The sequence below is a fragment of the Halochromatium salexigens genome (genome assembly GCF_016653295.1).
Lineage (GTDB): Bacteria > Pseudomonadota > Gammaproteobacteria > Chromatiales > Chromatiaceae > Lamprobacter > Lamprobacter salexigens.
The window spans coordinates 16931-28341 of sequence record NZ_NHSF01000043.1 but is presented as its reverse complement, the minus strand read 5'-3'; the positions used below and the strand labels follow the sequence as shown (position 1 = coordinate 28341).

General features: G+C 66.2%; 9 protein-coding genes. 4 read left to right on the top strand and 5 right to left on the bottom strand.

The window, feature by feature from the left end:
• Positions 1–16: 16 nt before the first annotated feature.
• Together CCR82_RS06380 and CCR82_RS06375 are read right to left on the bottom strand one after the other, a co-directional pair.
• On the bottom strand, positions 17–2752 hold the full coding sequence (locus CCR82_RS06380; RefSeq protein ID WP_201244564.1) for an AAA family ATPase: 2736 nt from the start codon (positions 2750–2752) through the stop codon (positions 17–19).
• Positions 2743–3894 carry a metallophosphoesterase family protein gene (locus CCR82_RS06375; RefSeq protein WP_201244563.1) on the bottom strand — a complete coding sequence of 384 codons (1152 nt, stop codon included), beginning with the start codon at positions 3892–3894 and terminating at the stop codon, positions 2743–2745. Before CCR82_RS06375 ends, CCR82_RS06380 begins: the two co-directional genes overlap by 10 nt.
• A gap of 209 nt (positions 3895–4103) precedes the next feature.
• Between CCR82_RS06375 and rimO the strand changes: the two genes are divergently transcribed.
• Positions 4104–5435: a 30S ribosomal protein S12 methylthiotransferase RimO gene (gene rimO / locus CCR82_RS06370; protein WP_201244562.1), complete on the top strand. Its 1332-nt coding sequence runs from the start codon at positions 4104–4106 to the stop codon at positions 5433–5435.
• 34 nt (positions 5436–5469) lie between these two features.
• On the opposite strand, the gene CCR82_RS06365 is transcribed toward rimO, so the two are convergent.
• Positions 5470–7653: an HAD family hydrolase gene (locus tag CCR82_RS06365; RefSeq protein ID WP_201244561.1), complete on the bottom strand. Its 2184-nt coding sequence runs from the start codon at positions 7651–7653 to the stop codon at positions 5470–5472.
• Between the two features lie 123 nt (positions 7654–7776).
• Between CCR82_RS06365 and CCR82_RS06360 the strand changes: the two genes are divergently transcribed.
• Both CCR82_RS06360 and tilS (CCR82_RS06355) read left to right on the top strand, forming a co-directional pair.
• Positions 7777–8775 carry an acetyl-CoA carboxylase carboxyltransferase subunit alpha gene (locus CCR82_RS06360; protein WP_201244560.1) on the top strand — a complete coding sequence of 333 codons (999 nt, stop codon included), beginning with the start codon at positions 7777–7779 and terminating at the stop codon, positions 8773–8775.
• 82 nt (positions 8776–8857) lie between these two features.
• On the top strand, positions 8858–10249 hold the full coding sequence (gene tilS / locus CCR82_RS06355; RefSeq protein WP_338073113.1) for a tRNA lysidine(34) synthetase TilS: 1392 nt from the start codon (positions 8858–8860) through the stop codon (positions 10247–10249).
• Positions 10250–10270: 21 nt separating this feature from the next.
• On the opposite strand, the gene CCR82_RS06350 is transcribed toward tilS (CCR82_RS06355), so the two are convergent.
• The gene (locus tag CCR82_RS06350) at positions 10271–10678 is read right to left on the bottom strand and encodes a tetratricopeptide repeat protein (RefSeq protein WP_201244559.1); all 408 of its coding nucleotides are present in this window, start codon (positions 10676–10678) and stop codon (positions 10271–10273) included.
• Positions 10679–10714: 36 nt separating this feature from the next.
• On the opposite strand from CCR82_RS06350, the gene tilS (CCR82_RS18910) reads away from it, so the two are divergent.
• Positions 10715–10966: a tRNA lysidine(34) synthetase TilS gene (gene tilS / locus CCR82_RS18910; protein WP_201244582.1), complete on the top strand. Its 252-nt coding sequence runs from the start codon at positions 10715–10717 to the stop codon at positions 10964–10966.
• 21 nt (positions 10967–10987) lie between these two features.
• Here the strand turns inward: tilS (CCR82_RS18910) and CCR82_RS06340 are convergent.
• Positions 10988–11411, bottom strand: a 424-nt coding sequence (locus CCR82_RS06340; protein ID WP_201244558.1) for a tetratricopeptide repeat protein, incomplete at its 5' end; no start/stop codon positions are given.

Sequence of the window (11411 nt, the reverse complement as noted above, 5' to 3'; positions counted from 1 at the left end):
CGACCGCCAATGCCGATCACAGGCTGGATTCGCTGAACAACTCGCGCGGCGCGGCGCCCAGGTCGCGCCAGTGCTCGGGGTGACAGGTGAAGAGCAAGACCTGATGGCGCTGGGCGGCATCGAACAGGATGCGCTTCATTTGCGCGAGTCGGTGGCTGTCGCTGTGCACGAGCGCGTCGTCGAGGATGATCAGGGTCGGCTGGCCGGCTTGCTGTAGCAGATCGGCGTAGGCGAACCGGCTGATCAGGCCGAGCTGCTCACGGGCGCCAAAGCTGAGCGAATCGATCAGCTCGTGTTCGGTGCCGGCGTTGCCGGTGCGGGTGATCTGGTGCGGGATGAGCTGCTCATCGACGCTCAGGCCGGCGTGCGGGAACAGCAGCGACAGGTAGCGGTTGATGTGCGTCTGCAGCGGCGCCTGCAGACGTTGGGTGAGTGCCTGTCGCTGCTGTCGTAGCAGCGTCTGTAACAGCGAGAGGGCCTTGGCGCGGCGCTCGAGTTCATGCACGGCGCGCTCCAACTGCTCGCAGGCGAGCTGGCATTCTGCGCGTTGTTCCTCCAAACCCTCGGCGCTGAGGGCTTCGAGATGGCTTTCGAGCCGGTTCAGCTCCAGCTCGCGCGCCCGCGCCGCGCTCTCGCTTTGCTCGGCACTGCTCGCGAAGCGGCCGACATCCTGCTTCAGGATCTCCGGGCGCGCGGCCTCGATCTGCTGCTGACGCGCCTCGATCCGCTGCGCGAGAATCTGCTGCTCGGCAAGCGCGTCGGTCAGGGCCTGATTCAGTGAGTGCAGTTGGGTCTGGCGCTCGGGAGCCTCGAGTTCTGCCTGCAAGCGTTGCCGTTCGTTGGCGCTGCTGCGCGCCTCGCTCTGCGCGGTGGTGAGCGCGAGCTGATGGTCTTTCTGGGCCTTCTCGGCGAGATCGAGCGCTTGATGCGCCGTCTCGAGCTGGGCCTCTGCTTGGTTCGGGTCTAGCGCTGAATCGGCGTCCAACGCCTGATTGGGTGTTGCCGACCGAGTGTGATCGGCAGGCTTTTTAGTCAACGATTCAGAGGTGGCCTCCAACTCGGCGCCGAGGGTGGCCTGTTGTTGTCGCAGCGCTTGCTGCTGTTGCGCGAGCAGCTCGATGCCCTCGGGGGCGAGTGAACTCAATAGCGCCTGATTGGCCTGGATCTTGGCGGTGAGGGTTTGCTCGCTCGCCGCGCGCGCCTCGGCTTCGATGAGATCGGCGACCTTGAGTTGTGCGCGCAGTGCGCTGATGCGTTCGCTCAGGCGCTGATGCTCGCGGGCCAGGGCGCTCAGATCCTCACCGCCGGGGATGATCTGGAGTCGGCCGGTCTCAGGGATCAGCAACTCTGCCGGCTCAAGCAGCAACTCCTCGCCGCTGTCCGCGAGGGTCGTGTTGCCTAGCGTCAGCTGCTGCCCAGGCCGCAGCTCGAAGCGAACGCGAGTGGCGATGCCTTGGCGGCGGATCTCGAGTTCGCTGCGGGCTTGCTCGGCGTGGCGCAGCTCCTCGAGCAGGTGCGGGTCGATCTGGTCGCGTTGCAGTTGCTGGCGCTGTTCGAGCAGCTCGGCCTGGACCTTGCGCGCCTGCGTGAGGCTGTGATCGAGCGCCTTGAGTTGTTGCGCGAGCTGCGCGAGGGTTTGCTGGAGGCTGTCTCGCCGCTGTTGTCGTTGCGCCTGCTGCAGGCGAGCGCGGGCTGCTTGGTAAGCGGCTTGAGCCTGTGCCAAGGCCTCGGCGAGGGCGGGTTCGCGGGCGCTGAGGGCGGCGAGCTGATCGCGCGCTTTCTGCTCGGCCACTTGCCGTTGCTCGAGGGTCTTGCGTTGCTGCTCGAATCCGTCGAGCTGGTCGCGCAGCAGATCGAGCTGGCGCTGGAGCGGCCCGCGTTGTTGCTCATCGTGCCGCTGTACCTGTTGCAGCTGCTCGACCTGATCGAGCTGAGCTTGGGCGGCGTGCTGTTGTGCGCGCAGCGCCTCCCAGGGCTTGTCGCGCTGATCCTCGGCATGCTGTTGGCGCAGTGTCGCCAGGCGATCGACCTGATCGCGGTAGGCGGTGATGCGTGCGTCCAGCTCGGTGAGTTCGCGCCGCTGTTCCTCGAGCGCTTGCTGTTGTGTTTTGTAGTCGCCGTGCGGACGGCCGGTGGCGGTCAGCAGGGCCTTTTTCTGCGTGTCGACGGCCTGGAGGATCGCATCGCCGCTGCTGCTGGCGACCTCGCCGAGTTCACCGAGTTCGCCGCCGAGCGCTGAGTGCAGGTGATTGCCCGCATGCGCGACCGCCTCGCGTAGCTCATGGCCGGCGCCTTGCTCGATCCAGAGCAGGCCGGGGATGCCCCAGTGCTCGGCCTTGCTGGCGCCGCGGCCAGGGTGGCTGAAACCGAGCAGTTCGGCTAGGCGCTCCTCGGCCTCGTCGCCGTTGAGCGCTTCACTTGCCTCCGTGCTCGCCGCGCTGGCGAGGCGATCGATGCGCAGATCGCAGCGCTTGCGAGCCAGGAAGCGCTTGTTGAGATGCCAGGCCTGATCCTGCCAACAGAACTCGAGTTCGACCTCGGGCGCGGCCGAGGAGTCGCCATGCGGTTGCAGATCGGTGACGCTGCTCGAACGATGGCGCTCGAAGAAAGCGGCACGGATGGCGCGCACCAGGGTGCTCTTGCCGGACTCGTTCGGGCCGGTGATGAGGTTGATGCCGGGCGCCAGGTCGGCCAGCTCCAGCGGTTGCTGAAAGCGGCGCAGTTGGGCGACACGCAGGCGTTTCAGCTGCATGTCGCCTCTCCGTCGAGGGAGCGCTGCTCGCGCAGCAGATCGGCGAGGATGACCAGCGCCTCACGGGCGATCTCGCCCTCGTCGCCCTGCTGGCGCTCGCGCAGTTGGGCGACCACCTCGCCGAGATAGCCGTCGACCTGGAGGGCCGCGAGATCGGCATCGGTGGGCGTCAGGCGCAGAGCGTCGGCGTCGATCTCGAGGCTACGGCAGCGGCCTTCGGCGACCCCGAGCGCGGCTTGGAGGCGTTGATGGGCGCTCAGGTCGAGCGTGCCGCTGAGTTGGAGGCGCAGCACCGTGTTCGTCGCCAGCGTTTGCAGGCGCTCGATCAGCGCCTCGGCATCGCTGGCCAGCCGCAGGTCCGCTTGCCAGCGCTGCCAGTGGTAGGTGCCGATCGGGGCGGGGGTGACACGCGGTGCGGCTGGGGATATCGCTGCGGATGTGGGCTGAGCAATCTCGACGATCAGCGCCTGGCCGGCGCCATTGTCCTTGAAGCGTTCCTGCTCCGGCGTGCCGCTGTACCAGGTGCGCGCATCGATCTGTTTCAGGCCATGCCAGTCGCCGAGCGCGAGGTAGTCGAGCCGGGCGCGCTCGGCGCGCTCGGCTGCGATCGGATTGGCGGAATCGATCTCCTCGGCGAGCAGGCCCTGCACGCTGCCGTGCGCGAGACCGATGCGCAGCAGTTCGGGCGGCGTCTCGGCCTGGTCGAACCAGGCGGTCAAATCGGCCATGGTCTGGCGCTGGGTGAGGGGGGCCGGGAGGATCGCGAAACCCGCCTCGGGATAGAGGTGCGGCTCGGGTTCGAGCAGCAGCTCGACGTTGGCCGGCACCGCGCCGATGCGCCGTGCCCGGCTCCAGACGCTCTCGGCGAGCGCGGCGTCATGATTGCCCGGCAGCAGCAGCCAGGGGCCGGCATAGCCCTGCAGCGCATTGAACAGCCGGCGGATGGTGCGATCCGAGACGGTCTGCGCATCGAACACATCGCCGGCGACCAGCACCGCATCGACCTGCTGTGCGCTGGCGAGCGCGGCCAGCCGTTCGACCGCAGTGAAGCGTGCCTCGGCGATGGCGGCCGCGTCCTCAGGCTTGAAACGGCCGTATTGACGGCCAATCTGCCAATCGGCGGTGTGCAGGAAACGCGGCATCCTGACCTCCTAACTCCTTGATGAAACAGTCCGCTCAAGCGAAATCATTCAGTTGATGACGCGCCAGTATAAACCGGATTGACGATCACTGGATTGGGGCCGACTCGAGCAGCGACGAGGCTTTGTGCTGGGCTTCGTTTATGATGGACAGATGGTGGCGAATGCCATGCAAGTGTCGATTTACGAAAGTCATCCCCGACAGTCATGCCATGACGAGAACAGCAATCCCCAAGGTCGGCTTCATCAGCCTCGGTTGTCCGAAGGCGACGGTCGATTCCGAGCGCATCCTGACCCGGTTACGGGCCGATGGCTATGCGATTGCCGCCGACTACGCCAGCGCCGATCTGGTGGTGGTGAATACCTGCGGCTTCATCGATGCGGCGGTCGACGAATCGCTGGAGGCGATCGGTGAGGCGTTGGAGGAGCATGGTCGGGTGGTGGTGACCGGCTGCCTGGGGGCGCGCGCGGCGCTGATCCGCGAGGCCCATCCCGAGGTCTTGGCGGTGACCGGGCCGCAGGCCGAGACGGAGGTCTTGGCGGCGGTGCACGCGCATCTGCCGCCGCCGGCGCATCACCCCTTCACCGATCTGCTGCCGGCGCAGGGGGTCAAGCTGACCCCGGCTCATTACGCATACATCAAGATCAGCGAGGGCTGCAATCACCGCTGCCGCTTCTGCATCATCCCAAGCCTGCGCGGCGATCTGGTGAGCCGACCGATCGGCGGCATCCTCGACGAGGCGCACGCACTGGTCGAAGCTGGCGTGCGCGAGCTGTTGGTGATTTCGCAGGATACCAGCGCCTACGGGCTCGACACCCGCTATCGCACCGATTTCTGGCAGGGCCGGCCGCTGCGTACCGATACCGAGACCCTGGCACGTACCCTCGGCGAGCTACAGGCCTGGGTGCGACTGCACTACGTCTATCCCTATCCGCAGGTCGATCGGCTCATCCCCTTGATGGCCGATGAGCTGATCCTGCCGTATCTGGACATGCCGTTGCAGCATGGCAGCCCAAACGTGCTCAAGGCGATGCGCCGTCCAGCGGCGACCGAGCAGGTGCTCGAGCGCCTCGCCGACTGGCGCCGGATCTGTCCGGCGCTGGTGCTGCGCAGCACCTTCATCGTCGGTTTTCCGGGCGAGACCGAGGCGGATTTCGAGCAGCTCCTGGACTTCCTGCACGAGGCGCGGCTGGATCGGGTCGGTTGTTTCAGCTACTCACCGGTCGCGGGGGCGGCGGCGAATGCACTGCCCGACCCGGTGCCGGAGGCGTTGAAAGAGGAGCGCCGGGCGCGCTTCATGGCGCTGCAGGCCGAGATCAGCCGTGAGAAGCTCGCCGCGCGGGTCGGCCAGCGCGCGATCGTGCTGGTCGACGAGGTGCTCGAGGAGCAGGTGATCGCACGCAGCGGCGCCGATGCGCCGGAGATCGATGGTCGGGTGCTGATCGAGGGCGCCTGGGAACTCGAGCCTGGCGATTTCATCGAGGTCGATCTCATCGCCAGCACCGAGCATGACCTGATCGGCGAGCCCGTGACCGGCGATTGATCGCGCGCTGAAACGCGATCCTGCGGCGGTTTCCTTAGCCCTCGGCCTCGGCGCCTGTCGCCTCCTCGGGCGGGCGCGGCACCTGGCAGGCATCGAAGAAGCGATAGTGCTCGATCGCCTCGAGGATGCCGGCCGCGAACGGCTGCTCGGCGAAGTAGATGCTCTCGGTATCGGTCAACTGCGAGAGTTCCTCGTGGTGACGGTTGGCGACCACCACGGCGAGGGTGTTGCCGCGCATCATGTCCTCATCGGCGCCGGAGCCGCCGGCGGTCAGGCAATGCTCAATCGGGATGCTGAACTGATCCGCGACATAGCGCAGCGCCAGGCCCTTGGAGGCGCGCGCCGGCACCACATCGAGGAACTGACCGAAGGAAAGGTTGAGATGCACATTGAGATCGGCCTGGTGCAGGATGCTGCCGATCTCCTCGAGACAGGGCGCATGCTCGGGATCGATATAGAAGCTCACCTTGTAGCGGCTCTGTTCGGACTTCGGCTGGCGCTTGATGCCGGGCAGATCGGCGAGGACATCGCGCACCCGGCGCGGATACCAAAGATGGTCGATGTGGCGCGCCCAGGCGTCATCGGCGGTTAGCTGCGGGGCATAGTAGATCTCGGTGCCGAGTGCGGTGATCAGCACATCCGGGCGCGGGATGCCGTAGCGGCGCATGACGGCGAGTGCCGAGTCCAAGCGCCGCCCGGTGGCGATGCCGAAACTGGTGCAGCGGTGGTTCTCGCGCATGATGCGCAGGAAATCGGCGAGCGAGTCCGGATCACCGAGCAGGTTCTGATCGAGATCGGTAAAGATGGCGCGGTCGTGGTAGAGCATCGGCCGGCGCGCGACCGGTGCCATGGGTGGCGGTTCGACCTGCTCCAGCAGTGGCCGGATGGCCTCCATGTAGCTCTCGGCGTGTGCCTCCCAGGAGTAGTGCTCCTTGACCCCGGAGAGGCCGTTCTTGGCCAGGGTGCGCCAGCGCGAGGCATCGCTGACCACCTTCAGCAGGGCCTTGGTGATGTCCTGCTTGTCGAGCGGGTCGATAAGGATGCCGTTGTTGCAATGGTCGATGATGTCGATCGGTCCGCCGTCCTCGGTGGCGACGATCGGCAGGCCACTGGCGGCGGCTTCGATCAGGGTCAGGCCGAACGGCTCGGTCAGCGCGGGATTGATGAAAACCCCGCGCGAGGCCGCCGCAAGCTGGTAGAGGATCGGCACCTCGTCGGAGGAATGATGCTTCGGGTAGGCGACCTTGCCGTAGAGATCATGCAGGTCGATCAGGATCAGAATATCGGTCAGTACTTGCTGGGCGCCGCTGTCGAGATCGCGGATATCATCGCGGTTGCCGGCCACGATCACCAGGTTGGCCTGGCGCCGGAGTTCCTCGGATTCACCGAAGGCATCGACCAGGGTGGCGATGTTCTTGCGCTCGTCCGGGCGCGAGAGGGCAAGGATGATCGGTTTCTTCGGCTCGCGCAGGAAGCGCGCCAGCTCCTGCTTGATCGGCGCCTTCTGCTCACTGCCATCCGGTGGATGAAAGCGCGTCAGGTCGGTGCCGGGCGGAATCACCGACATGCGCTCGGGCTGGTAGTGATCGTAGAGCCCGTATTGCTCCTGGATCTCCTGGCTGGTGCTGGTGACCACCAGACTGGCGGCGCCGAGCGTCTCCTCCTCGGCATCGATGCGCCGATCCATGTTGTAGCGGTTGTCGATGACCTCCTGCTTGACGCCGGAGGCCAGCAGCCGGCGGCGCTTGACGCGTCCGAGCGAGTGCCCGGTATGCACCAGCGGCACGCCGAGCTGGTTCGAGACGCGGGTGCCGACATAGCCGGCGTCCGCGTAATGGGTATGGATCAGGGTCGGCGCGATGTCCTGATCGCGCAGGAAGCCGAGCATGTTGTCGGCGAAGATATCCAGATAATCCCAGAGCTGCTCCTTGGGCAGATATTCAGCCGGGCCGGCATCGATGCGCACGATGCGCGCATTCGGGCCGATCTCCTCGAGCGGTTGGCGATAGTCCTCGCTCACATGGTCGTCATCGACGAGCCGGGTGAACAGATCCACACGCTCGACATCATCGCGCTGGGCCAGCGCCCGTGCGAGTTCGACCACGTAGAGTGTTTGGCCGCCGGTATCGGCATCGCGACCGAGTTCGAGTTGCTGACCGCGGATGAGTCCGTGGACACTGATCAGGACGATGTAGCGGGAGTCGGGTTGTGGTGTCATGGATGTCGATCGACTGGAAGACGCCTAAGCGCCGAGAATATCCGATCCGCAGCCGTGATGTCTGCGGCAATCGAAAAACCAGACTGTCACCGCCCCTGTGTTTTCACGTAGAATCCACGCCCCATGGACCTGAACTTTCTCGAATTCGAACAACCGGTCGCCGAGCTCGAGGCGAAGATCGAAGAGCTGCGGCATATCGGCGCCACGCTGGGTGCTCAACATCTCGCTCGGCACGATGCCGACGATGAAGATGGCATCAATATTGCCGACGAGATCAAGCATCTCGAGACCAAGAGCCGGGCGCTGACCGAACAGATCTTCTCGTCGCTGACGCCGTGGCAGATCTCGCAGCTGTCGCGCCATCCGCTGCGGCCCTATTTCCTCGATTATGTCGATCGTATCTTCGACGGCTTCCAGGAGCTGCACGGAGATCGCGCCTTCGCCGATGATCGCGCCATCGTCGGCGGCTTGGCGCGCATCGAGGGCCAGGCGGTAATGGTCATCGGCCAGCAAAAGGGCCGCGATACCAAGGAGAAGATCCAGCGCAATTTCGGCATGCCGCGGCCCGAGGGCTATCGCAAGGCGCTTCGACTGATGCAGCTCGCCGAGCGGTTTGGGTTGCCGATCCTGACCTTCATCGATACCCCGGGCGCCTATCCCGGCGTCGGCGCCGAGGAGCGCGGGCAGAGCGAGGCGATCGCGCGCAACCTGCAGGTGATGGCCGGGCTGCGGGTGCCGATCATCGTCACCGTGACCGGCGAGGGCGGCTCCGGCGGCGCGCTGGCCATCGGTGTCGGCGATCGGCTGATCATGCTCCAGTTCAGCACCTACTCGGTGATCTCACCGGAGGGTTGCGCCTCGATCCTGTGGAAGAGCGCCGAGAAGGCGCAATCCGCCGCCGAGGCGATGGCCATCACCTCCGATCGGCTCTACGAGTTCGGGCTCGTCGATGCGGTGGTGCCGGAGCCGCGCGGTGGCGCCCACCGCAATGTCGACGATACCGCCTCCTCGCTGAAGATGGTGCTGGTCGACGAGCTGGCGCGGGTTTCCAGTCAATCGCTCGATGAGATCATCGAGGCGCGCTACCAGCGCTTGCGCGGCTACGGTCGCTTCAAGAGCTGATCGCGTAGACCCGCCATCGTCGACGCGCGGCATCACGTGATGTCTGAGCCGTTGCCATAGGTTGCGACAGGGTGATCAACGGGTGCCCGCGTTCTCGATCGATCGCCTGCGCGCCATCCTCGGCCAAGATCCACGCCCGGCGCGGCTCTGGATCGCCTACAGCGGTGGTTGCGATTCCCATGTGCTCTTGCACGCTTGTGTCGCGCTGCGCGCGACGCTTGAACTCACCCTGAGCGCGATCCACGTCGATCATGGCCTGCATCCCGAGGCGGGCCGCTGGGCGGATCACTGCCGTGGTGTCTGTGATCAGCTTGGTGTCGATTACCACGAGCGCAAGGTCCAGATCGACCGCACGCCCGGCGAGAGTCTCGAAGCGCTCGCGCGCACAGCGCGCCAGCGTGTCTTTGCCGACTGCCTGGGGCCTGGCGATTGGCTCGCCACCGCGCAGCATCGAGACGATCAGGCTGAGACCCTGCTGCTCGCGCTGCTGCGCGGCAGCGGCGTGCATGGCCTGGCGGCGATGCCCACGCGCGCGCCGCTGGGGGCGGGGAGGCTCATCCGCCCGCTGCTCGGATGCGCGCAGGCGGATCTGCGCGCCTACGCCGAGCAGCACCGGTTGCGCTGGATCGAGGATCCGTCGAATGAGGATCTCGGCTTCGATCGCAACCTGCTGCGGCATCGGATCATGCCGGTCTTGCGCCAGCGCTGGCCCTCGGCGACGACCACCATCGCCCGCAGCGCCGCCCACTGCGCCGAGGCCGCCGCGTTGATCGATGCGATGGCCGATGAGCAGTTGCCGACGGTTGCCGGCTCGCGACCAGGGACGCTGTCGGTCGCGCGCTTATCGGCGCTCGCGCCCGAGCGTGCGCGCGTGTTGCTGCGGCGCTGGCTGGCCCAGCACGGAGTGAGACCGCCGGCTGCGACACAGCTGGAGACGATCCTGAGCGATGTCCTCTCGGCCCGGGCCGATGCGAGCCCCTTGGTCGCCTGGGAGGGGTGTGAGCTGCGCCGCTATCGGGACGATCTGTTCGCGCTTGCGCCCTTGCCGCCACGCCCCGAGGGTGAGCTGCGGTGGGATGGTCGCCAGCCTCTTCGGCTCCCGCGGGGGCTGGGCAGACTCAGCCTCGAAGTTGCTGACCCCGGGCGGGCGATAGCGAGCCAATGGCAACCGATGACAGTCCATTTCGGGTCGCCTGGCGTATTCGGGTCACCGGGCTTGCGCTGCCGCCGTTCGAACCGACCGAGTCGTTCACTGAAGCAGCTGTTCCAACAGGCTGGCATTCCGTCCTGGTTGCGCCCCTATGTGCCGCTGCTGCTCGACACTCAAGGTGAACTGCTGGCGGTTGCCGGTGTCGCGGGCTGTGGGTCCACGCATCCGCGGCAGCGCCTGCGCTGGGAAGGGCATCCTTGGACGTCTTTCGACTGGTTGAGCGACCCCGTGGAGATCGACCTCAGCCCTCGCCGAGAGGCATAGATCGAGCGCAGCCTGCCTGGCTCAATACAAGCTGCTCAGCATCTTGGCTCGGTAACGGCTCACCAGTTCACCACCACCGAGCAGATCGAAGATCGCGATCATCCCCTTGCGCGCCGCGTCGTCACCGTACTGACGATCGCGCTTCAGCAAGGTCAGCAGGTGCTCGAGCGCCGCCTCATGCTCGCCGGCAAGCACTTGATGCGCCGCCAGTTGATAACGCGCCGCGCTGTCGTTGGGGTTGGCCTCGAGTTGGGCGGTGAGCGCCTCGGCCGAGGGGGCATCGGTGAGGGCGGCGCTGAAGGCGAGGCGCCCGCGCAGGGCAGCGAGTTCGGCATCATTGGCCAGTTCGAGCGGAGTGCGCTCGAGCAGCGCCAGCGCGCCCTCGGCATCGCCCTCGGCTGCTTTCAACTGGACCTGGGCGACGAACACCTGGCGATTGTCGGGACGAACCGACCGAGTCGTTCATTGAAGCAGCTGTTCCAACAGGCCGGCATCCCGTCCTGGTTGCGCCCCTATGTGCCGCTGCTGCTCGACACTCAAGGTGAACTGCTAGCGGTTGCCGGTGTCGCGGGCTGCGGTTCAACGCATCCGCATCCGCATCCGCATCCGCATCCGCATCCGCAGCAGCGCCTGCGCTGGGAAGGGCATTCTTGGACGTCTTTCGACTGGTTGAGCGACCCCGTGGAGATCGACCTCAGCCCTCGCCGAGAGGCATAGATCGAGCGCAGCCTGCCTGGCTCAATACAAGCTGCTCAGCATCTTGGCTCGGTAACGGCTCACCAGTTCACCACCACCGAGCAGATCGAAGATCGCGATCATCCCCTTGCGCGCCGCGTCGTCACCGTACTGACGATCGCGCTTCAGCAAGGTCAGCAGGTGCTCGAGCGCCGCCTCATGCTCGCCGGCAAGCACTTGATGCGCCGCCAGTTGATAACGCGCCGCGCTGTCGTTGGGGTTGGCCTCGAGTTGGGCGGTGAGCGCCTCGGCCGAGGGGGCATCGGTGAGGGCGGCGCTGAAGGCGAGGCGCCCGCGCAGGGCAGCGAGTTCGGCATCATTGGCCAGTTCGAGCGGAGTGCGCTCGAGCAGCGCCAGCGCGCCCTCGGCATCGCCCTCGGCTGCTTTCAACTGGACCTGGGCGACGAACACCTGGCGATTGTCGGGA

What these genes read in the sequence shown, in the direction of transcription:
- CCR82_RS06380 (WP_201244564.1), bottom strand. Translation starts at nt 2,752, where the DNA reads ATGCAGCTGAAACGCCTGCGTGTCGCCCAACTGCGCCGCTTTCAGCAA.
- CCR82_RS06375 (WP_201244563.1), bottom strand. Translation starts at nt 3,894, where the DNA reads ATGCCGCGTTTCCTGCACACCGCCGATTGGCAGATTGGCCGTCAATAC.
- rimO (WP_201244562.1), top strand. Translation starts at nt 4,104, where the DNA reads ATGACGAGAACAGCAATCCCCAAGGTCGGCTTCATCAGCCTCGGTTGT.
- CCR82_RS06360 (WP_201244560.1), top strand. Translation starts at nt 7,777, where the DNA reads ATGGACCTGAACTTTCTCGAATTCGAACAACCGGTCGCCGAGCTCGAG.
- CCR82_RS06365 (WP_201244561.1), bottom strand. Translation starts at nt 7,653, where the DNA reads ATGACACCACAACCCGACTCCCGCTACATCGTCCTGATCAGTGTCCAC.